At 49.4% G+C, this 21,598-nt stretch carries 27 protein-coding genes; 10 read left to right on the top strand and 17 right to left on the bottom strand.

Annotated elements, in window-relative coordinates; genetic code table 11:
• The 7 genes from GS601_RS21120 to uvrC all read right to left on the bottom strand — a co-directional run bounded on the left by GS601_RS21120 (position 1) and on the right by uvrC (position 4,885).
• The gene (locus GS601_RS21120; protein WP_162425288.1) at positions 1–261 is read right to left on the bottom strand and encodes a BrnT family toxin; all 261 of its coding nucleotides are present in this window, start codon (positions 259–261) and stop codon (positions 1–3) included.
• A 246-nt stretch (positions 262–507) separates the two neighbouring features.
• Positions 508–840: a HepT-like ribonuclease domain-containing protein gene (locus GS601_RS21115; RefSeq protein WP_162425269.1), complete on the bottom strand. Its 333-nt coding sequence runs from the start codon at positions 838–840 to the stop codon at positions 508–510.
• Positions 812–1,144 (bottom strand): nucleotidyltransferase family protein, encoded by a 333-nt coding sequence (locus GS601_RS21110; RefSeq protein ID WP_338017104.1) that lies wholly within the window; start codon positions 1,142–1,144, stop codon positions 812–814. The genes GS601_RS21115 and GS601_RS21110 overlap by 29 nt, the downstream gene beginning before the upstream one ends.
• A 157-nt stretch (positions 1,145–1,301) precedes the next feature.
• Entirely contained in the window at positions 1,302–1,649 is a 348-nt protein-coding gene (locus tag GS601_RS21105) for a BrnA antitoxin family protein (RefSeq protein ID WP_162425268.1), read from the bottom strand.
• A gap of 2 nt (positions 1,650–1,651) precedes the next feature.
• The gene (locus GS601_RS21100) at positions 1,652–1,888 is read right to left on the bottom strand and encodes a BrnT family toxin (RefSeq protein WP_238393426.1); all 237 of its coding nucleotides are present in this window, start codon (positions 1,886–1,888) and stop codon (positions 1,652–1,654) included.
• A 104-nt stretch (positions 1,889–1,992) separates the two neighbouring features.
• Positions 1,993–2,658 carry a peptide-methionine (S)-S-oxide reductase MsrA gene (msrA, locus tag GS601_RS21095; RefSeq protein WP_162425267.1) on the bottom strand — a complete coding sequence of 222 codons (666 nt, stop codon included), beginning with the start codon at positions 2,656–2,658 and terminating at the stop codon, positions 1,993–1,995.
• 262 nt (positions 2,659–2,920) lie between these two features.
• The gene (gene uvrC, locus GS601_RS21090; RefSeq protein WP_162425266.1) at positions 2,921–4,885 is read right to left on the bottom strand and encodes an excinuclease ABC subunit UvrC; all 1,965 of its coding nucleotides are present in this window, start codon (positions 4,883–4,885) and stop codon (positions 2,921–2,923) included.
• 141 nt (positions 4,886–5,026) lie between these two features.
• On the opposite strand from uvrC, the gene GS601_RS21085 reads away from it, so the two are divergent.
• Positions 5,027–5,233, top strand: coding sequence for a hypothetical protein (locus tag GS601_RS21085; RefSeq protein WP_162425265.1), 207 nt, complete (start codon positions 5,027–5,029; stop codon positions 5,231–5,233).
• Between the two features lie 147 nt (positions 5,234–5,380).
• On the opposite strand, the gene GS601_RS21080 is transcribed toward GS601_RS21085, so the two are convergent.
• The 7 genes from GS601_RS21080 to GS601_RS21050 form a co-directional block, all read right to left on the bottom strand.
• Positions 5,381–5,797, bottom strand: coding sequence for a response regulator (locus tag GS601_RS21080; RefSeq protein WP_162425264.1), 417 nt, complete (start codon positions 5,795–5,797; stop codon positions 5,381–5,383).
• A gap of 426 nt (positions 5,798–6,223) precedes the next feature.
• Positions 6,224–8,245, bottom strand: coding sequence for a cation:proton antiporter domain-containing protein (locus GS601_RS21075; protein ID WP_420800316.1), 2,022 nt, complete (start codon positions 8,243–8,245; stop codon positions 6,224–6,226).
• Positions 8,246–8,411: 166 nt separating this feature from the next.
• Complete coding sequence (locus GS601_RS21070; RefSeq protein WP_162425262.1) at positions 8,412–9,077, bottom strand: HAS-barrel domain-containing protein; 666 nt, start codon at positions 9,075–9,077, stop codon at positions 8,412–8,414.
• 3 nt (positions 9,078–9,080) lie between these two features.
• Positions 9,081–9,272: an NAD(P)H dehydrogenase subunit NdhS gene (locus GS601_RS21065; RefSeq protein ID WP_162425261.1), complete on the bottom strand. Its 192-nt coding sequence runs from the start codon at positions 9,270–9,272 to the stop codon at positions 9,081–9,083.
• Positions 9,273–9,350: 78 nt separating this feature from the next.
• Positions 9,351–10,679 (bottom strand): rod shape-determining protein RodA, encoded by a 1,329-nt coding sequence (gene rodA, locus GS601_RS21060; RefSeq protein WP_338017103.1) that lies wholly within the window; start codon positions 10,677–10,679, stop codon positions 9,351–9,353.
• Between the two features lie 47 nt (positions 10,680–10,726).
• Positions 10,727–11,797, bottom strand: a complete 1,071-nt coding sequence (locus GS601_RS21055; RefSeq protein ID WP_162425260.1) for an Mrp/NBP35 family ATP-binding protein — start codon at positions 11,795–11,797, stop codon at positions 10,727–10,729.
• A 105-nt stretch (positions 11,798–11,902) separates the two neighbouring features.
• On the bottom strand, positions 11,903–12,445 hold the full coding sequence (locus GS601_RS21050) for an SRPBCC family protein (protein ID WP_162425259.1): 543 nt from the start codon (positions 12,443–12,445) through the stop codon (positions 11,903–11,905).
• A gap of 522 nt (positions 12,446–12,967) precedes the next feature.
• On the opposite strand from GS601_RS21050, the gene hemF reads away from it, so the two are divergent.
• Together hemF and GS601_RS21040 are read left to right on the top strand one after the other, a co-directional pair.
• Positions 12,968–14,011, top strand: a complete 1,044-nt coding sequence (hemF, locus tag GS601_RS21045; protein WP_162425258.1) for an oxygen-dependent coproporphyrinogen oxidase — start codon at positions 12,968–12,970, stop codon at positions 14,009–14,011.
• A 197-nt stretch (positions 14,012–14,208) separates the two neighbouring features.
• Complete coding sequence (locus GS601_RS21040) at positions 14,209–14,661, top strand: STAS domain-containing protein (RefSeq protein ID WP_238393425.1); 453 nt, start codon at positions 14,209–14,211, stop codon at positions 14,659–14,661.
• A 202-nt stretch (positions 14,662–14,863) separates the two neighbouring features.
• Here GS601_RS21040 and GS601_RS21035 read toward each other — a convergent pair whose 3' ends face one another.
• Positions 14,864–15,427, bottom strand: coding sequence for a chromophore lyase CpcT/CpeT (locus tag GS601_RS21035; RefSeq protein WP_162425257.1), 564 nt, complete (start codon positions 15,425–15,427; stop codon positions 14,864–14,866).
• 232 nt (positions 15,428–15,659) lie between these two features.
• Between GS601_RS21035 and tadA the strand changes: the two genes are divergently transcribed.
• Entirely contained in the window at positions 15,660–16,154 is a 495-nt protein-coding gene (tadA, locus tag GS601_RS21030) for a tRNA adenosine(34) deaminase TadA (RefSeq protein WP_238393424.1), read from the top strand.
• Here tadA and murG read toward each other — a convergent pair.
• Positions 16,125–17,264, bottom strand: coding sequence for an undecaprenyldiphospho-muramoylpentapeptide beta-N-acetylglucosaminyltransferase (murG, locus tag GS601_RS21025; RefSeq protein ID WP_338017102.1), 1,140 nt, complete (start codon positions 17,262–17,264; stop codon positions 16,125–16,127). The two genes, tadA and murG, sit on opposite strands and share 30 nt — an antisense overlap.
• A gap of 308 nt (positions 17,265–17,572) precedes the next feature.
• On the opposite strand from murG, the gene GS601_RS21020 reads away from it, so the two are divergent.
• From GS601_RS21020 to GS601_RS20995, 6 genes are all read left to right on the top strand, one after another.
• On the top strand, positions 17,573–18,418 hold the full coding sequence (locus tag GS601_RS21020; protein WP_238393423.1) for a nuclear transport factor 2 family protein: 846 nt from the start codon (positions 17,573–17,575) through the stop codon (positions 18,416–18,418).
• Positions 18,419–18,734: 316 nt separating this feature from the next.
• The gene (locus GS601_RS21015) at positions 18,735–19,103 is read left to right on the top strand and encodes a hypothetical protein (RefSeq protein ID WP_162425256.1); all 369 of its coding nucleotides are present in this window, start codon (positions 18,735–18,737) and stop codon (positions 19,101–19,103) included.
• A gap of 222 nt (positions 19,104–19,325) precedes the next feature.
• Complete coding sequence (locus GS601_RS21010) at positions 19,326–19,598, top strand: hypothetical protein (RefSeq protein WP_162425255.1); 273 nt, start codon at positions 19,326–19,328, stop codon at positions 19,596–19,598.
• 141 nt (positions 19,599–19,739) lie between these two features.
• Positions 19,740–20,114, top strand: a complete 375-nt coding sequence (locus GS601_RS21005) for a hypothetical protein (protein WP_162425254.1) — start codon at positions 19,740–19,742, stop codon at positions 20,112–20,114.
• Between the two features lie 215 nt (positions 20,115–20,329).
• Entirely contained in the window at positions 20,330–20,683 is a 354-nt protein-coding gene (locus GS601_RS21000; RefSeq protein WP_162425253.1) for a helix-turn-helix domain-containing protein, read from the top strand.
• Between the two features lie 129 nt (positions 20,684–20,812).
• Positions 20,813–21,193, top strand: a complete 381-nt coding sequence (locus GS601_RS20995) for a hypothetical protein (RefSeq protein ID WP_162425252.1) — start codon at positions 20,813–20,815, stop codon at positions 21,191–21,193.
• A gap of 155 nt (positions 21,194–21,348) precedes the next feature.
• Here the strand turns inward: GS601_RS20995 and GS601_RS20990 are convergent.
• On the bottom strand, positions 21,349–21,598 hold a 250-nt coding region (locus GS601_RS20990; protein WP_202925251.1), incomplete at its 5' end, for a hypothetical protein.

Below are 21,598 nucleotides of genomic sequence, written 5' to 3'. Positions count from 1 at the left end.
TCATCCCTCTTCATATTGCTTTCGTTCCGAGCGCGTTGCTGTTCGAGCCGAAATTAACCGAATCTCATCGCCACGCCAGGTGTATACCACAACAAGAATTCGACCCAACGCATCCATACCAATCGTGATGAACCGCTCTTCATCAAACCGCTCATCGTTGACAGTGATAGCTAAATCATCGGCAAACACCAACACAGCATCAGCGAAATCAATGCCATGCTTGTTGAAATTGGTCGCAGCCTTACCGTTGTCCCACTGTATGCCATACCTTCGTTATATGTACATCTGTACACACAGTGGAGAAAGGCAACCTAAAATAAAAGTAATCCCGCCCTAAAACGTTAAGATGACCTCGAAAAATACCTTGTCAGGGGTAAAGAAGTAAAGGAAAGCGATCGCGCAGTGTGACAGTTAGGAAAAGGGCAATTGTGCACTGCATTGTTAGGCGATCGCATCAGTTGAGTAGTGGGAGTGAGGGCGATCAGCAACTCTGCTTGTGCGATCGCTTCATTGAAAAGGCAGCGCCTCAAGTGCTACTACTAGCTGAGGCAAATCAGTTTTTACAGTATCCCAAATCACACTTAGATTGACATCATCATACTCATGAACAAGGAGATTACGCATTCCGATCATCTGTCTCCAGGGAAGGGTGTTCATGGCTTGACGAGTTTCTTCCGAAATCCGATTTGCCGCTTTACCCATGATCATAAGCCGTCGATTCACAGAATCTTGAGTCTGGATATCGGACAAAAACGCTTCTTTGGTTTGGTTAGCCACATAGGAAATGGCAAGCCTAGCAGAATCCAAGATGTCATACAGATACTGATCGTCCTTGTTCATAAATGGTCTTTGCGGTGGATAGGATCTGATTGCGTCGATAAGGATTGCGGCTATTTTCAATGCCACCTCGTGTTACTAGATCAACCTCGTGTTCAAACAGGCTTTGCAACTCTTCTTTCATATCCACCAACGTGAAGAGGGTTGGATGAGCATCTGGTAGAAAAGAGACCATCACATCAATATCGCTATCGGCTCGAAAGTCATCGCGCAAAACAGAGCCAAACAGAGCAAACTCGGCAACTTGCCAGCGATCGCAAAATGCCTTCACCTGATCCATCGGCAACTCAATGTTGTTTAATCTCACAGTTCCCCTTGATTCCCTATCCACACTTCTCATTTTAATCTGCAAGCGATCGCATGAGTGAAGCAGTGGAAGCGATCGCAGTATGAATACTAGGTACGGTTCCCTCGGAGTTGCGCTCTGCGCTAAACGCACTTTATATAGGAGTAAGCACAGACAGTTATGACAATCGATGCTGCGATCGCTCTAGCTCTTCTCGAACAATCTGACGCAACTCTTCCTTCAGATCGTGATTGCGGATGTACTCGCCCAATGCTTCATTAATCAGCGTTTGATAGCCGCGATCGCCAGCCTTTGCCTTGAAATACTCCACAACGAAACTATCTAAAAACATATTGACCCGCTGTTTGCCGCGCTCAACAGGTTTGCCGCCCACACGTAACACTGCCCGTTCCATCTGTGCGGCTGTCACCTCTGGAATATCAGATAGATCAATCTCCTCATCCTTCATAGCATCAATCCGCTCCCAATTCGTCTGAGAGGTCTTTGAAGAAGATGCGTTGCTCACGTTTAGTTCCCTCCCGCATTGACAATGATACGAACTTTATCCTGACTTTCCATATGGGCAATCACCACCACTCGCCCGCATAGAAGCCCAAGTGTAATAAACCGCTGTTCACCATAGGCAAAGCGATCGTCTGCAAACGTCAACGTTGCTCCTGCAAAAACCTGAGAGGCATCCACAAAGTCAAATCCATGTTTAACCAGATTCGACTGCCGCTTATTTTCATCCCAGGTAAACTGCATCGCTCAATTATATGTATATTTATGCAGACATTGCCCTGCAACAGCGCAGGTATCCATGCAATGTTTTACCCAACCCGTACAACGATTTAATTCAAACTAGCTGATCAAGACTTTTCGCTGACCTCAGCGTCTGCGGGATAGCAAACCTTTGTGCCTCCCAAACCGCAATATCCACCCGGATTCTTGGCAAGGTATTGCTGATGGTAATCTTCGGCGTAGTAAAACTCAGGAGCTTCCAAGATCTCAGTTGTAATTTCGCTATAGCCTGACTTTTGAAGCTCTTTTTGATACGCATCACGAGAAACCTTTGCCTGTTGACGCTGCTCATCTGAGTAAACGTAAATGCCCGATCGATACTGAGTGCCGCGATCGTTGCCCTGACGCATTCCTTGAGTCGGGTTGTGGCTTTCCCAAAAAAGTTTTAGCAGTTGCTCGTAGCTAATCACGTTGGGATCAAACACAACCAAAACCACTTCGTTATGACCCGTCATTCCAGAGCAAACTTCTTGGTAGGTCGGGTTTGGCGTCGTGCCTGCCGCATAGCCGACAGCGGTTGTAAACACGCCATTTTGCTTCCAAAAAACTCGCTCAGCACCCCAAAAGCACCCTAACCCAAACATTGCCATCTGCATCCCGGCGGGAAACGGTGGCTTGAGCGGATTGCCATTTACAAAATGCTTGGCGGGAACGGGCATTTGGGTTGCACGTCCGGGTAGGGCTTCGTCGGGCGTCGGCAGCGATGATTTTTTGCCAAATCCAAATAGCACCATGGCTTTAAACTCTTCTTTTCAGACTGCTTTACTTTTCTTTATGGTAGCTCAGAACTCACAATCATGAGGGCTTCAAGTTGCTGACTCATCTAGATAGCGGCTCAGGTAAGCATCGGTAGATCCTCCCTGCAATCTCACAAGTGGCTAGTAGAATGTCAACTTTGAGTTGAGGGGTGGAGGAGTGGATGTTCCGATTATTAGACTCTCCCTCTCCTCCTAGTCCCCCATTTCAATCTTGACAAACCACCAGTATCAACAGCACTTAATCTGTCTCATCTGTGGTCAAATCTGCTGCCATCTCTTTCTCACTGGGGTGAAAGTAGTCATAAATTTGCTGGGCAACGTGAGAACCAATCCCTGGAACCTTTGCCAGTCGAGCCGGAGTAGCTTCGCGAATGTAATCAACCGATCGAAACTCTGCGAGCAGTTGCTTTTGGCGATAATGTCCTAGCCCCGGAATTTCATCCAGGCTCGATCGCCGCATACGAGTCGTGCGCTGCTGACGGTGGAAGCTGACGGCAAATCGGTGTGCCTCGTCTCGCAAGCGGCGGAGTAGCTGAACTCCGGGCTGATCTGCCTCAGTAGGCAATGGCTGCGATTCTCCTGGCAAGAAAATCTCCTCGCGTTGCTTGGCAAGGCTCACAACTTTGACCTCTTCTAGCAAATTCATCTCTCGCAAAACGCTGACTACGGCTGAAAGCTGACCTTTGCCGCCATCGATCATCACAACGTCAGGCAAATCTGCCAACGATGAAACCTGCGCGTTGAGCGCCGACGTTTGGGACGCAGGAATCAGGGTTTCGCCCCGAGCCTTGGCATTTGCGTACTTCTTAAAGCGGCGAGAAATCACTTCTGCCATACTGGCAAAATCGTCTGAGTGCCCAGATGCCACTTTAGGATTCTTGATTTTGTAGTGTCGGTAATGCTGTTTTGCCGCAATGCCATCGACAAAGACAACCTGGGAGGCTACCGCATCCGAGCCTTGAATGTGGGAAATGTCGTAGCCCTCAATGCGGCGCGGCAATTCTGGCAGGTCGAGAATTTCTGCCAAGTCGAGCATGGCTTGGGCATTTCGGTCAGCAAATCTCTGAGTTCGAGCGAGTTCAAATTCTGCGTTGCGCTCCACCATTTCCAGCAATTCGGCTTTCATTTGGCGCTGCGGATGCACGATCGCAACTTTTCGACCTTTTGCCTGACTGAGATAGGTTGCCAACATTTCCCCATCTGGCAAGGCATGCTGCACCAAAATATCGGCGGGAATCTCAACCGGATCGACGCTCTGATAGTGTTCTTCTAATACGCGCTGTAAAATCGCTCCCGGTTCTCCAGATTGGGCATCGGCAACAAATCCTAACCGCCCCACTAGGCGACCGGCGCGAATTTGAAAGAGTTGAACGCAGGCGTGGTTTTCGTCGGAGGCAAGCGCGATCGCATCTTGCGATACCGTATCATCGGGCAATGCCACTTTCTGCTCAGCCCCCAGGCTTTTTAGTCCGGCGATCTGATCCCGTAGCCGTGCGGCATGTTCAAAATTGAGATCTTCGGCGGCTCTTCCCATTTGCGCCGTCAAGGTCTCCTCTAATTCGCTCGTTCGTCCCTGAAAAATCATCGCCACCTTCTGAACCGTCTTGCGATAATCGTCTGGAGAGATCATCGACTGGCATACCCCAGGGCATCTACCGATGTCGTAATTTAGGCAAGGACGATCTTTAAACAACGGCTGTGGGCGTTGCCGTAGCGGAAAAATGCGCTTGACGAGGTGAAGCGTTGTTCGTAACGTGCGGCTGTCGGTGTAGGGTCCATAATAGCGATCGCGCTCCTTTGCCATCCGCCGTTTACGGGTGATAAAAATCCGAGGATAGTCCTCAGACCAGGTAATGCAGAGATAGGGATACTTTTTGTCGTCTTTGAGCAGCACATTGAAGTGGGGCTGGTGCTGCCGGATCAGATTTGCTTCTAGCGCCAGCGCTTCGACTTCGGTATCAGTAACGATGACCTCGATCTCCATCACCTGCCGCATCATCAGGGCAATGCGAGGGCGCGTATCGTGACCATTGAAATACGATCGCAGGCGCGATCTCAGCCGCTTCGATTTGCCGATGTAGAGAATTTGATCGCTGCGATCGCGCATATAGTAGACGCCCGGTGCTTGGGGAATCTCCTTGAGACGATCTGCCAAGCGATCAGGGTCTTGAATGAGAGCAAGGGTAGTGGTGGATGAAGTCACAGAGGTTAAGTAAACTTCAAAGCTTTATATAGAGGAAGCATTGTTTAAATTTTAAATCAATCCGCTCCGTTTCCACTGCCGATCACCGAACCGTAGTGATTATAGTCATAGGTATCAATTCAGACTTGTCAGTACGGAAATATGAATTTAGAAGAATTTGAGCACCAAACTCGCGAGAGCTTAGAAACGGCTCTCAGTCAGCTACAGACCGCGATGCTGTTAGTTTCATCCCTAGAAATACAAATTTTAGAATCAGGCAATGCTGTGAAAGATCTCGGTAGAACGATCGAAACATATATTGCAAGCCAGCAAAATGGAGTAGAGCTTTCCGCAACCCGCCATCGATAATTGAGCCGCAATTGAGCCGCTATGAAGCATTGAACAGAAGATTGACCGGAAGAGTGCATCAAAAAATTGGGACAGTACAAACCGTGAGGCAAGGTTGAGGCGACTTTCAGAACGTCGTTTCCAACCTTCCTCATTTTTGTTGATGGGTTATTCTTCACCTCCTGATTGGGATCTGGCTAACTCTTCGCGAATAACTGCAATCAGATCTGCTAAACGAATCGGTTTAACGAGGTATCGCCTTGCGCCCAAGTTCAAAGCTCGCTGCTGATCTTTTTGAAATGCATAGGCAGAAACAATAATTACCGGAATAGATTGCCACTCCGGATGCTGCTGAAGCCGCTCTAAGAGAAAATAGCCGTCAATATCAGGAAGTTTTAGATCAAGCAGAATCACTTGAGGATCAAACTCTGCGATCGCCGACTCAAATGGGCGACCTTCAGCTAACGCTAGCACACTGTACCCGCAATAACTGAGGTAGTCATTCATCAATCGCCGATTCGCTTCATTGTCCTCAATCAGTAAAATCCGAACTGGTGGGTCGGAAGTTGGTTCTTGAGTTGTCATCGCGTATGCACCCGTGTTGACTATCATTGTCGGTCAACGGTGGATATTAGGGAGCGACTTTATCGAGTTGCTTCCCAGGCAAGCTTACCGCCAGCATAATACTGGCTTGTATAGAATTTCACATCCTTATTCAAACAAACTCAAGTCAATCTGAGCAACTTTGCACAAAAATTGCTTTCCTTGAGGGCGATTTCACACAGAAATTCAGCAACGCCTCCTAGTAGATTGTCAACGTTGAGTTGAGGGGTAGAGGGTAGATAGAGATGTTACCCATCCACTCATCCACTCATCCACTCATCGATTCCCAGTTCATCATTTCAATCTTGACAGACCACTCGAGCCATTTGCGAAAGCAATGTCAAGCGGTGTCTTGAGAAGCGGGTTAACTGAGATTGTCAACGGGGAGCCAAGGGTTAACTGGAAAGCTTACAAATTTGGGTTTGCTAAAACTGCCCTCGCGATCCGCTCTGGCTCGCCTAGCATCACCACTGAACAGGGCACTTGCTGAGCCACTTGAAACGTGATGTCACCGACTAATAAGCCTCCAGCACTGCTAGAACGGCGGGACGATCGCAGCACAACCAAATCGCTAGAGTGTGCAGCACTCAAAATTGCTTTAACAACATCATCACTGGGAACAACCTGCACCTCAGACTCATAGGCTGGATGATTTTTCTCGCTCAAAAGCAGAAGCTGAGAGTGAATCCAGGCTTGTTTGCTAGCAGATGTTTTGCGATCGCAAATGTGCAAAATGATCAGCCGTCCCTGATTTTCTGTGGCAATCGTCTGGGCGAGTTGCAGCGCGGCAAACGATCGCTGAGTCAGGTTTTCTACCGGAACTAAAATTTGCTGCATATCAGAGGGCGACTTTAGCAACTGAGTCACCGCCACAGGGCAGTGAGATGCCCACAGCACACTATCAATCACGCTACCAAACAGCCGTTCTTGAAAGCGACTGCGCCGTTGCCAGCCCATCACGATCAAGCTGGCATTTTGTTCTCGGCTCGATCGACTAATGCCCTGAGCAATTTTGTCATCAATCCGCAGTACTGCCTCTACTTCAGCGTTTAACTCTTTACAGATATTGACGGCGTTGTCTAGCAGGGTTTCGCTGCGTTTGATGGCAGCTTGCAACTGAGGCGTGTCGAGTTGCCCATGATGCACCGCGATCGCAAACGGCACAATCTGCCCAGACTGTTGATGGGCAATCAATGCAGCCATTTCCAGCAAATACCGTTCGGTGTCAGGGTTAGAGATCGGCACGATGATTCGCGACGGATCGATCGCGGCTAACCCTGACTCTGCCGTGAGATCAAGCACTTCAGGTGGGAGGTTTTGCGTTCTCAACCCGTCGGCAAAGCGGGTTGTGAGAATGGGGCCCAAAATCGATGTCACCAGCATGAGGACAATCACGCTATTCAATACCCCTTCGGTCAGCATGCCAACGCGATAGCCAACGAGCGTCGCCGCTAACGTTGCAGCAACTTGGGGCAGCGACAGCGACCACATGGTTAGCGCTTCTTGCCAGGTGTAGCGGTAGGCGAGTTTGGCGAAAAATGCAGCAACAAATTTACTGCCAATCAAGCCCAGAACGATCGCAGCAGTTAGCCCAAAAAGTTGGGGACTCGTAAAATTCTTGATAAAGGCTGGAATCCGAATCAGCAGCCCCATATTGACAAAGAAAATCGGGATAAACAGCACGCTCCCGACGAATACAATTTTTTCTTTAACCGGGCTATCTCCGACGACGCGGTTTACGGCTAGCCCCGATAAGAATGCACCGACAATCTTCTCAACCCCAATCAGTTGGGCACCAACAGATGCCAAAAACAGCGCCAGCAGCACGAATAAGAACTGATTACCTTCATCGTTGCCAGAGCGCTTGAAAAATTCTTGCCCAACCCGATCAACCCCCACCAAAATCACAACGGTATAAACTGCTAGCGAACCGAGGAGAATCACCAGCTTGAGCGGAGAAAAGTCACCCGCGTTGATACCAATGCAAATGGCTAGGACGAGCAATGCGCCAATGTCAGTAAAAATGGTTCCACCGATGGTGACGGTAACAGCCTCATTGCCAACTACGCCCAATCGGCTCACGATCGGATATGCCAGCAGCGTATGCGATGCCAGCAACGACCCGATCAGCGTCGCTGCATTCCAGTCAAACCCAAATAGCCGCCCGACCCCGATCCCAGTCACTAAAGGAACCAGAAAGGTAAACGTGCCAAATCCCATCGAGCGATCGCGAGTTTGATTAAACTGCCCGATATCGACTTCTAAGCCCGCGACAAACATCAGGTAAACTAACCCAATATCTGATAAGAGCCGCATCGATTCTGATTCTTGATTGAGAACCTGGAACCCGTCAGAGCCAAGAGCGACGCCTGCTGCCAACAGCCCAACCAATCCGGGCAAGCGAATCCGCTCAAATAAAAGAGGAATCACCAAGATCACAGTAAGCAGGATAACAAAAGGGACAATGGGTTCTTGGTGAGCCGGACTTGCAATTAGTAGCATGCACTAGTTTGGGTTATATGTTTGGGTGAGATAAGCTGAAATCATTCCATCACAACCCTACAGATACCGGGTGATGTTTTGTCCTACAACCCACCTAAAGATGAATCTGGCTGAGGATCACCCGCAAGCGATCGTAGTCGTCTTTGAGTAACAAACTTAGCATGCGCCCGGCTTGCACAAGCCAAGCACGGTCAGCTTTTCTGAGTTGGTAAATTTCTCGAATGGTGGCGGCGGTGAGGGCATCAACCGGAGCGCCTCCAACTTGCAGCAGGGTTCTTAGAAAATCAAGCTGATCGCTAAATCCTACCACTTCTGGGGCGGTGCAATGATGCACGGCTTGGTGAATTTGGGGGGGGCGCGGTGGCAAGTGTTGGAATACGCCTTCTAAGGCAGAAGAGCCGTTTTTCTGGGTTGGGCTAGATCGATAACCCACGATCGCCGCGCGAAATTCGGTCTTCAGCATGGCAAAGATTTGCGGCTGTTGTTCTCGCAATTCTTGAAGCGACATCCCCAATGCTCTTGCCCGATGCACCGTGTCGATTGGGCTAGTGGTGGCATGGTAGACCACCGCATAGATCACGTTTCCCGTTTCTTCGTCGATCGATTTCACCCAACTGCCAAACGGAGGCATCACCGGAAAACTCAGATCATCGGGATCTAGGCACTGACATAAAAATTCGGTCGTTGCCGTTTCGATCACCTCGGCAATGTGGTCGGGCGATCGCGACTGAGCCGCAAATTGAGGAAGGGGAAGACGCATACGCTATTTTTTCTTCTTGCTGCCGCTCTCGACCGGCGACAGTTCTGACATGCGGAAAGTGATGAGTTTATCCCAATTGCCGCCCTCAAACAGAACGGCAACTTTGCCATCGCTAATGCGTTGCACCAATCCTTGAAACCCGTAGTAGGTATCATTAATATTTGTGACACGGACAGCAGCACCAGGTAAAAGCATAATTAATGAAGCAGAGGTTGGATCTTCTCAAGTGTACAAGCCGTGATTCACGAGTGGTAATCGATCCCTACATTTTGTCTAAAATTTCAGGCGTTGTCTAAAATTGGCGACCGATTCGACCAGCCCAAGGGCAAGAAAATTCATCAGCAAGGCGGCATTTCCATAACTGAGCCAAGGCAGCGGAATTCCAGTTACGGGTGAAAGATTAATTGTCATGCCGATATTGATTGTGACTTGAAAGATAATCATCGAGAAAACACCGATCGCAATCAGCGACCCAAAATCATCTTTGGCGTTTTGGGCAATCACCAGCAGCCGGTAGCAAATCAGCAAGAATGCCAGTAAAACGGCAGCGGCTCCGATGAAGCCCAGTTCTTCTCCGATCGCGGTGAAAATAAAGTCAGTGTGCTGTTCAGGAATAAAGTTGAGTTGCGTCTGGGTGCCTTTGTAGAGTCCCCGTCCCCAAAATTCGCCTGCCCCGATCGCGATTCTAGACTGAATCAGGTGATACCCTCCGCCGAGCGGATCTTGCTCTGGGTTCCGAAACATCATGAGCCGGTCTTTTTGGTAATCTTTGAGCACAAATTCCCACAAAAAGCGCCCCAAGCCGCCTGCCACTAAGTTGAGCACCACCGGGGCGAACGTGCCATAGGTTTTCCAGGGCAGGGTTTTCCAGGCAATGACGCCAACTAGCGCGATCCACAGCGCGATCGCAGCAATACCGATGCCCCAGACCGGCAGCAGCATGTTAAACAAAATGGCTGAGATCACCGGAGACACCAGCAGCAAAAGCCATCCAGGATTGGCGTTGCCCCAATAGAGCATCCCCAGGGTAATCGCCCCAAACACGAGCGATGTTCCTAAATTCGGCTCAACAAACACCAGCACCCAGGGAATGCCAGCAACCGTCAACACCTTGATCACCATCGGAATCGTAGACGCCGATCGCTGATGGAGCAGCGCCGCGATCGTAATAATAATGCCAAGCTTGGCAAACTCGGAGGGCTGAAGATAAAATCCGAAGACGTTGATCCACCGCTGTGCGCCCAGCCCTTCTGTCCCAAAAAACATCACTAGCAGCAACATGCCATTTGTGATACCGTAGACCCACCATTTCCACTGCAACAGTTGATCATAGCGCCAACGAGCAATCAGCATCGCCAGTCCAATACCAATGCTGCCTGTGATCCAATGCCGCCACCAGTCGGTTAGCTTCGCATTTGCCTCTACACTGCCGATCATCAGACCACCTAGAATCGTTAAGCAAATCGGAACGGTAAACAGCAACCAATCCATATCTTTCCAAGGCTGTAGTAGCCCTTTGAGATAAGGCGGTAAAACCGGTTTGGATTTACGGAACATGACTCGGTTGGGGGTGGAGGTTGAACTGTGGGAATTGGGAATCATTTAAACCCTCATGCTAACCGTTTATCCTTGAAAGTACGGATCGAACATTAGGCGAGGGCAGCAATCGACACTCTCGCTGCAATTTGACTTGCGATCGCACTTAACGCCTTGGCAGAGGCAGAATCCGGATCGGCAACTACGATCGGCACGCCGCGATCGCCACCCTGACGCATCGCAATTTCTAACGGAACACAGCCCAGCAACGGCACGTTCAGTTCTTGAGCCGTCTTTTCGCCACCTTGAGAACCAAAGATGTCGTACTGCTTATCGGGCATGTCTGGCGGAATAAAGTAACTCATATTCTCCACAATGCCAAGCACCGGCACATTGAGTTGCTGAAACATCTTTAAGCCGCGACGAGAATCAAGCAGGGCAACGGTCTGAGGCGTCGTTACGATCACGGCTCCTGCCATCGGCACAGCTTGAGCCATGGTGAGTTGAGCATCTCCGGTACCGGGGGGCATATCGACGATGAGATAATCTAAGTCGCCCCACTGCACTTGATATAAAAATTGGCGAATGACGCCGTTTAACATCGGACCGCGCCAGATCACGGGCTGATCCTTATCAATTAAAAACCCCATCGACACGAGCTTGACGCCATGATTAAACGCAGGTTCAAGCACTTCGCCTTGGGGAGACTGCCGAACGGCGATTTGAGAGCCTTCTAGCCCCAGCATGGTTGGCGCATTAGGTCCATAAATATCGGCATCAATCAGTCCAACTTTTGCCCCCATTTGTGCTAGCGCCACCGCGACATTGACCGCCACAGAGCTTTTTCCAACACCGCCCTTGCCGCTCGAAACCGCGATGATATTTTTAACGCCGTCAATCCCTGTCCGATCGGGCAGCCCTTTTTGGTGAGGGGTTTCTGCCGTCACATCGACCTGGATCTGCTCCACGCCGGGTAGCGTTTTGATCGCCCGCTCACAGTCTTCAACGATAAATTGACGCAACGGACAGGCAGGCGTCGTCAACACCAGTGTAAAACTGACATTTCCGCCCTCAATGTTGACATTGCGGATCATGTTCAAATCCACCAAACTCTTTTGCAGTTCAGGGTCTTGAACGGGTCTAAGGACTTCTAAAACAGATTCAGAATTAAGTGTTGTCAGCATTTTTCAAGCAAGATGCGATCGCGCAGCAAAACAGCGTCTTTTCGATCTTACCGTTATGCGGATGCCCTCTTATCGATTCGACCTTGATTCCACCTCAAACACAGGTTAGAAATCAAAACAACCCTGCTGAGATGACTTGCGCCGCAGTTCTGGCTCAGGATGCTCTGCCGCTTGGGCTAAATCTGAGGCAACTCTCGCCGCATAAGGCTTGATAATTGACCAAATCAACGGGGACAGCCATCCATGCAGCGTCATAGAGTAAGTGATTCGGGTACCACACAGGGTTGATTTAACTTCATAAGTTACCCGTTCTTCCATGCCCGGAATCGCCAAAACCCGAACCTTCAAAAGTTCTCCGGGATCAACCCGCTCAACAAAGATCCGAATTGGAAACGGGGAGAGCCGCGTCACCGCTTCGTAAATTAGCCCTGGCTTGGCAACCAGCCCTCGCGGTACGTTGGTGCTCGATAATAAGGGATGCCATGACACATCATCCAAATCGATAATTTTCTCCCACAAAACATCTGCCGAGGCAGTGCTGACTGCTTGGTAGGTTTTGGCAAGCGATCGCTCCGCAGTTGTGCTTTGCGCTAATCGCTGCCTACGGCGGTGCTTGCATCGGAAGAATTTCCACGGAGTATGAAACATGGCGATTCTCCTTAGAACGAGATAACAAAGTGACGATCGACCCATCAGGCAGTCTAATATGCTAAGCGATCGACGCCTGGAGTTGTCATCTTTCTAAAAGCTGAGGCAAGAGTCAGTTTAGAGTCAGCCCTTGGTCAGGAGCCTAGATACAGCTTGTTCAAGCTTAAGAAATGAAGGCTCGCTCCGGCTGCCAAACCCTAGTGAGTTCACAGAACTTAACGAGGCTCAGAGGGGCTTAATCATCAGTAATTTAGCGTTTTTCCGAACAGGCAAAAGTGCTTTTCAGCGCCAATTCACGGTAGTCTGAATAAACTGCACAAAACCAAGGCAATGATTGAAGGGTAGCCCTTTTCCTGCGGAGACGGGAAAACTCGGATCTCTTGTCTCCCTCTCTTGCAACAAAGGGGCGAGGAGCGAGAGGATTTCTAGAGGTTGCCCGGTTGCAAGGTTGGGTTGCAGAGACTTTGTTGTGCCATTTCCGAACCCCATAAAACGCTATTTTCTGTTCAGGAACCGCGATATATGACTGCTTTTTCCACCTCAGAAAAGACGACCTCCCAAGCACTGCCACCGTCGGATTCTCGCGATCGCGTGAGCCATTGGCTCAAATCGTTTCAAGATAATGTTTGTCAAGGCTTAGAAGCGGTGGATGGAGCAGGCAAATTTCAGGAAGACAGTTGGGAACGCCCAGAAGGTGGCGGTGGGCGATCGCGGGTGATGCGCGAAGGAAGGATTTTTGAGCAAGGCGGCGTCAATTTTTCGGAGGTCTGGGGAAAAGATTTACCACCCTCAATCTTAGTGCAGCGTCCGGAAGCGAAAGGTCACCATTTTTACGCGACCGGCACCTCCATGGTTTTGCATCCTCGCAATCCTTACATTCCAACGGTTCACCTCAACTATCGTTATTTTGAGGCAGGTCCGGTGTGGTGGTTTGGCGGTGGCATTGACCTGACGCCCTACTATCCTTTTGAAGAAGACGTCATTCATTTCCATCACACCCTCAAGTCAGTATGCGATGCTCACCACCCGGAGTATTACCCCACCTTTAAGCTATGGTGCGATGAATATTTCTACCTCAAGCATCGCAACGAGACGCGCGGCGTCGGTGGAATTTTCTTTGACTATCAAGATACCCAGGGAGTGTTGTACCCCGTTTCTTATCCGGGTTCGCAGTTGGATACCCCGGCGGCGCGGCGGAGCGAGGAAGTGGGCGCGGTGCAGAATCGGACGTGGGAAGAGTTGTTTGCGTTTGTGCAGTCTTGCGGAAATGCGTTTTTGCCAGCTTATGTCCCGATCGCAGAACGCCGCCACACGATGGAATACAGCGATCGCGAGCGCAACTTCCAACTCTATCGGCGCGGACGCTATGTTGAATTTAATCTGGTCTACGATCGCGGCACCATTTTTGGCTTGCAAACCAACGGGCGTACCGAATCGATTTTGATGTCATTGCCGCCTCTAGTACGGTGGGAATATGGCTTTGAGCCAGAACCCGGAAGTGCAGAAGCTCGGCTCTATGACGTTTTTTTGAAGCCTCAAGATTGGGTGAACTGGTCAAACCATTGAAAGTCCTAATCTAAAGTCTTGCTCTAAAGTCTCGTCTGGTTAGGTCACACTATTTATGATTTTGTTCAAAATGCGTTAACAAGATCGAATTCGCTGTCCTTCGTTGTTTCTTATAAAAACCTGCTTCCTTGCCTAAAAAGCATACCAAGCCTCAAACCTACGTTAGCCTTCTGCGGCTTGTGGGCTAACTAGCTTAGTTGCTTACGATCGCGGCGATTGGTTTTTACCAAGCCCTATGCGATCGCGCTAAAGGAGGTCTAATGGTTTACATGGAGCAGAAGGCAATTCAAATGGAGCAGAAAACCTACACCACTCAAGATGGCACAGCCGTTGTTATTCTTCAGCCGTCAGGTCGCCTAGACATTACAACGGCGTGGCAATTTCGGCTCAAACTGCAAGACTGCATCGTGAAACAAAGCAATCACATCGTTGTCAACTTAGGGCAGGTTAATTTTATTGATAGCTCTGGACTTACCTCTCTAGTGGCTGGAATGCGCGATGCTGATAAGTTTAGAGGAAGTTTTCGCATTTGCGACGTGCATCCTGAAGCAAAACTTGTGTTTGAAGTAACGATGATGGATTCAGTCTTTGAGATTTTTGAAACTGAAGAAGAGGCATTGGAAGGCTTATCGAGAAATCTAGAAAATTAGGCTGAAGAAATATTGCAGTCTGGGCAGATAAAAGACGAGATCCCACTGTAGCAAGCCGTTGTAGTTGCTGAGTTTCTAGGCAGGCTCGTTGATGCCGAGATAGAAACAAAGCGAACAGGCTTTCAAGCGTTTTGTCAGCTACTCAAAATGTTGTAGATCGGCTCGGAGCCGCTGCTTTGATGGCACTGTGCCACATCATGTCCTAAAGTAGGCGCTGCTTGCTATAGGTATAAGCCCCCATCAATGCGCCCCACAGCGCGGCTCCGGTTTCTGGATCAACCCCTTTGTCGTAGCTCAAAAACTGGGTTGCCCTCGCTTCAAACCCTAACGCAACTTGGATCGTTTTGCCTTGGTATGAAAAACGGCAGCACGCCTCAGACGCAGGGGCGGCAACAAAGCAATCGGCGTTCTGCGTCACCTGAAGAAGGCATCCTGGCAGAAGGGTGATGTGGTCTTCGGTGAGGTTTTCCAATAACTCAGGGTGCTGCCCCCCGGTTTTCACGGCGGCGGGATCTTTGAAAGCATAGTACTGGATGCTGATCTCAGAGTGATGCTCTTGCAAGCGCATCAGGCGTTGGCGGTAAGGATGGTCTAGATTGATAATATTGGCCTGTTCAGCAAACAAGGTGATGCTGTCTTGGCTAAACAGAGGAACAGGACGCTGCCACATGCGTAGATGGACAAACCAAGCCGGACTTGCCATAGCCTGCTCTCGGTTCTCAAATTCGCCGGAAAGATATTGCGCGAGAATAGTCAAGGAAGACATGACAGAAAATTAGCCGTTAAAGCAAGAGACGTTGAGGCAGATTATAGTAGATTAAGACTTAATGCAAAGTTTCTGGCAGCCCTCATGCCTGGTTTCTTCACTGGGCGAAAAAGAGGTTAAGAGGGGGTGTCTCCTTTTATTAAGAGGAGGGCTGTTTTTGAGGGTTTAAAAAACAGGGTCTAAGACGTTCTGCCCGATCGTTTGAATCCATCATCGTGTTGAGTATTAATGCTTGCCGTACCACATTCCCCCGCCCCCGATCGATCATCCTGAGTATCTCAAGCATCGGGAGTGGATGCAACGAGCGTTGGAACTGGCCGAACTCGCAGGAGCGCAAGGAGATGTGCCTGTAGGAGCCGTGGTTGTAGATGCTCACGGCAGGCAGATTGCTGAGGCACAAAATCGCCGAGAGCGCGATCGCGACCCAACTGCCCATGCCGAGATTTTAGCACTCAGAGCCGCCGGGCAAACCCTTCAAAGCTGGCATCTCAACGACTGTACGCTTTACGTCACCTTAGAACCGTGCCCGATGTGTGCAGGTGCGATCGTGCTGTCGCGGTTAGGGCGTTTGGTGTATGGAGCCGACGATTTAAAAGCGGGTGCCATTCGGACGGTGCTCAATTTGCCCGATAGTCTGGCATCGAATCATCGTGTCCCCGTGCTGAGTGGCATTCTAGAATCTGCCTGCCGCGAACAGCTACAAACCTGGTTTGCTCATCGTCGCTGATCGCGGCGCTAGGCTGTCTCGCACAAGTTGCGCGGTTTGCTCAGCGCTATCGATCACGGCAAGCGCTGCGGCTCGCTCTGCCATTTGATCTAAGCGCATCCGCTCTTTCAACAGTGTCAGTACAGAATTTTGAAGCATGTCTGGGGTTAGCTCTGATTGACGAAAGAGAATCGCTGCCCCCGCGTTTGCAAAAACAGTGGCGTTATAAGTCTGATGATCTTCTGCGGCAAACGGATACGGAATCAAAATCGAAGGCGTGTGAGTCACGGCTAGTTCAGTCAGCGTCCCGGCCCCGGCTCGACTGATCGCTAAATTTGCGCGCTGAAACAGGGCTGCCATATTGTGATAGAACGGCAACGCCCGGTAGTGCGGGTGAGCTAGCCCACGTAAGTCTGGGTCACTTTCTCCTGTGATGTGAACCACCCAAGCGCCCGCTTCAAACCATGCGGGGGCGCACTGCCGTACCAATTGATTTAATGCCACGGCTCCTTGGCTGCCGCCCACGACCACGATTAAGGGAGCCTCTTTGGAGATGGCTAAGTCTTTCAATGCGGTTGGGTCTGGGGCAGAGCGAAACTGCGATCGCACGGGTGTGCCAACACAAATCGTTTTTGCATTCTTCAAGTACTTGGTTGCCGACTCAAAGCCAAGTGCCACCGTTGAACACCAGGGCGCAAATAGGCGCGTTACCTTTCCAGGAAGAGCATTCGACTCGTGCAAAATCACGGGTAAGCCTAGCGATCGCGCTGCAAAAAGAGCCGGTCCAGCAATGTAACCCCCCGTGGTAAACACGCCACTAAACTGACCCTCTCGTAGCAGTTTTCTAACCTTGAAAACTGATCCCATCAGCCCCAGTAGCGTTTTAAGCGTTCCGAGTCCCAGCTTTTGCTGAAAGCCTCCTACCTTGACGGTGTGCAGGCGGTAGCGATCGCTCACCAGTTTTGTCTCTAGGCGATCGGGCACGCCCAGCCATTCGATTTGGTAGTCGGCAAGCTGTTCGGCAGTTGCGATCGCGGGAAATAGATGCCCTCCAGTGCCACTTGCGGCAATCAGCAAACGGGGCAAAGTGGGGGGACGCAGATCAGGGGGCTGAGCGGGAGGAGGTTGCACAGGTTAGGGCAAAAATTGAATGGCAAAAAATAATAGAGCAATCATACACTCTCCTTGATTTTTGCACGGGCTAAAAATCTTGGGACTGATGTAACACTTTTTCGTTGGCAACGGATGGGAGAGCGGAGGTCGCGAATGAACGGATGAAACAGTACCTAGTCTTCTCATCCGGTACATCTGTTAGCCAATCCGCTGCCAGTGCGTCAGTCCTAAATCTATGAAATCCACGATTTGGCAAAAATTTCGCTGTTCAGAGCAGTTGCAGTGTATAGTTATCTGGAAGTCTACCTTGTCTTAGACGGTGCCTTATGCGTTACCTTTCGACTTTGCCAACCGCCCCCATGTGTTTAGTGCTTGTTGCAAAGTCAAGGTTGAAGTCTTGGAAAACAGCGTTTTTCCTGACGTTTGGAGTTGCGATCGCGCTGAACCAGTTGCCCCTGAATCGTGCTGATGCTGCAACTCCAGAAACCGCTCCCGCCGCCCTCAAACAAGTATTGACACAAATTGATACTGCCGCAACAAACAAGAATGTCGCTGGTGTTCTTCAGTATTACAGTCCTAAATTCACCCACTCTGATGGCTTAACCCGCCAAACCCTGGAGCAGTCTTTAACCCAGTTGTGGAAGCAGCATCCTCAACTGACCTACCGGACAGAGTTGAAATCTTGGCAACCGATCGCGTCGGGCATTCAGGCTGAAACGGTGACTTATATCACTGGCACGCAAACCGTGAATGGTCAGCAACTCAAGCTTGATGCCTCTCTAGAGACGCGCCACAAAATTGAGAATAATCAGATTGTCCGGCAAGATGTGATAGCTGAGAACAACCGCATTACATCGGGTCAGAATCCGCCCTCGGTGAAAATCAATCTTCCCAGTCAGGTTAGACCTGGGCAAGAATTTAGTTTTGATGCGATCGTGCAGGAGCCATTGGAAAATGATTTGCTCTTAGGCTCGGTGCTCGAAGAACCTGTAACGGCAAATGGCTATCTAACGTTTCCCACTGTTGACCTGGAGTTGCTCTCGTCTGGGGGTGTCTTTAAGGTGGGTCGCGCTCCAAAAACCCCTACGTCGCAATGGATTTCAGCAGTTCTCGTCCGTCATGGCGGCATAACGATGGTGACTCAGCGCCTCCGGGTTGTTGATGGTAAATAAGGATTGGCGCTAATAGAGTCGAGGCTGGCTAAATTGCAGATATTTAGTCTGGCAGTCTTTGATCTAGCCTTCAAACTGCCCTCACCCTAGTAGATTATCAACTTTGAGTTGAGGGATAGAGGGGTGGATGGTTTCAATTACTAGACTCCCCCTCTCCCTCTCTCTCCGTCTCCTCCTAGTCCCACATTTCAACCTTGACAGACCACTAGTTTTATTCTGCAACTCACCAGAAACGAGACGGTTATCCCTCCAGTTTTACCTAAAAAGACGTAGTGAAGAATAACTACAATAGGGATATGTGAACTAACTATAGTCTATGCAAGTCGGACGCTTCTTTTCGCTTCAAAAAGGACGAGTCGGGCAATATCTTTCCCCCAGGGTTTTAGTTGTCAAAACTCCGTTTCGTGCGGTGCCAGATTCTGAAGCAGGAACCTATTTTGGCTTTGAGAAACTCCCTCAAGCGCAGAATTTTGCCTTGCATCTCGCAAGTTGTGGGTATCGGTTTCAGCTTCGGCGTGCTCAGATGCTCAAACCGTTTCCTTACGAGATAAAACTTTTTGGAACGGCTGCGATCGCTACTTTGTTGGCACATTGGGATCGAGTCGATCAGCAACAACTTTCCGCCGAGCGTTGGGTAGAACGTTCGTGGGATCACAAGCCTGTTCCTGACCAAAGGGTAGCTTAGAACCACGAGTGCCACACCCGACTCCATTCGTGGTCTCAAGCTGAGATGAGTGCCTTCGTCTGCTTAGCATCTTCTTCGTGCCACAGCAGACCATCAGGCTCCTGCTTTTGCTCTCTAAAAGCAAGAAATGAGGCGGAAAGGCAGACCGTATGGATGGTTGCAGTTGTCGTGAATCTGCACTACAATTAGTACATTAGTACAAATGATTCAGGTTCTTTTTCCATGACGAAGCATTACATTCTCCACCTTGACCCCGCTGCCAAGTACGAATGGGATCGCTGCTCTTTGAGAGATCCAATCACTGCTGATCGTCCTGCCTTTGCTGAGTTAATTGCCGAGGCAGTTGATGATCAGTCAGGCTCTTACTTGGTTGCCGTAAATATTGAAGTTCAGATTTTAGAGAAAGCTGCGCCTCAGTCTCAAATGTCATCTCCGAGTATGTCTGAGTTATCGTCTCGCGCTGCTCTGCCTCAGCTACAGGAGCTTGTGGCGTAGGTCTCTCTCAGGTTCGTGGTTGCTTTTTTCAATCTCCCGCTTTTTTAATTTCCTATTTGTTCCTAGCCTCTGCTGTTCGTAGTCTGTAGTCCGTGGGACTCTTTGGCTACTGACCCTTTTACGTTCAAGGAATGTTGAGTCATGAAATTTCGTTTAAATCAATATCCTGCCGCGATCGCGCAGGCTGCCCACCACGTTAACGAGTTAGATCTAAATATCGCTGAGATTCGCCAACACCTTGCCCGGCTAGAAGGTAATGCGGATTTGGTCGTCGCCTTTGAAACGGCTCTTAAAAATGACAACCAGCGCAAAGCCCGCCGCTTTGAAGTGTTGCAAGTGAATCAGGAATATGCTCATGCTGTGGATGCGCTCAACCGTGCCTCCACCGAAAAAGCAAATGCGTTGGCGCATCTAGAGCATTTGCGTAATGAGTTTAGCGTGGCAAAGTTAGAGGCACGCCTCTCCATCGCTCAGCAACTTGCCGGGCTTGATTCCCGTGAGTTGGTAGGTCTATAGACTTGTTTTTCTGGGTAAAGGTTGAGCAGTAGAGCACTGTGTTCTACTGCTTTTTTATGGGGAGATCTATGGTCTATAGTTTCTTAGGCACTCAAGATTTTGTTTGGATATTAGCAACGAACGATAAGTTAGAAAAACGACCTTCCCCGATTGAGAAAAGGTCGCTAAGTTGATTCAAGTTCTCAGCTAATAGATTAATTGAAGTAAGGGCAATTATGCAAGAACATGTGGTGGAGGTCATTCGAGAATTGATGAAAACTCAAGGCATGAGTATTCGCAAAATCTCAGCCCAAATTGCAAAAGAAAATGGAGGGAGTGATTTAGGATATACTCAGCAAATCAATCGCATTCTAAACGATCCTGACTATGATCCCAACTTTTCTACTGTTGAAAAGATTCTTTCTGCATTAAAGTCTTCGCTGTGGCAAACATCGCTCAATTTTGATATTAAACAGCTTGAATCTCGATTAGATCGATTATCGAATGATGTTTCAGAAATGAAACAGACAATTTTCGATCTAAGTCAGATTATGGGCGCGATCGCAAAGCATTTAGATCAGCAAAAATAGAGGCATCTAAGCTAATTTTGTGGCTCTAGAGGCATCTCACTTCGCTTTCTAGAAACAGGTTGCCAGTCGAATTTGGGGGGCAAAGTGCTACGATCGCAAAGCAACCTTCCTTTTAACAAAGGGATTTCTATGTCGTTCATGATTTTACCCGAAGAACTCGACTTTTATCGCACAGAATTAGCCGGTCATGCTGCTGCCCTCGATGCTCTCCAAGTGATTGAAGACTGCGACGGAGATCTAGAAGATGCGGCGATTTCTTTAGCCATTCGCTCAGGGCAAGAACCAGAAAACAACGAGCGCTGGATCGAAGGACTCTCGAAGCGGTGGCGGCATGTGCTGTGTCGAGCAGACCTTAAAGAAGGGCTAGAAGACGGGTTAGCAGGGGGCATCATCGACGCGATCGTAGAACATACCGAATTGCCTACTCGCCTTGCTGTCCCTGTTGCGCTCTACGTTCTCAAGTCAGGGGTACAAAATTTTTGCCAGCCTTTAGAAGAGAAGATCGCCTAAAATTCTTACCCATTTAAACGGGTAAAAAATGAGTTACAGACGTTGGCGAGTGGTCTACCCGCCTCTTGCTAAAGGTTGCCGAAGGCATCCGCAACCATGGGTTAGGCATGGGTTAGGCATGGGTTAATAAATTGGTTAGCGCAAGTCTAGTCCCCTCATGGTAACCGAGCAGCGGTACTGACATCAAAGACGTAGGTTTCGCCGTGGCTAAGATAATCGACTCGATTTGCCAACCCTGCATCCTGCACTGCTTTGATAAAATCATCTAAGGGTGACTTAAAAACCGTGTAATCGTTGTAGTGAATGGGGATTGCTTTGCGCGGCGAAATAATCTGACGTGAGTTCGACGGATTAAAAGATGGCAGGAGGGAGAGCAGGCAAGCCTTTTGGCTGCAAGTCGAGCGA

Source organism: Myxacorys almedinensis A, from assembly GCF_010091945.1.
GTDB lineage: Bacteria > Cyanobacteriota > Cyanobacteriia > Leptolyngbyales > Leptolyngbyaceae > Myxacorys > Myxacorys almedinensis.
The sequence above is the reverse complement of the archived record's forward strand: the minus strand, read 5'-3'. Positions and strand labels throughout refer to the sequence as shown.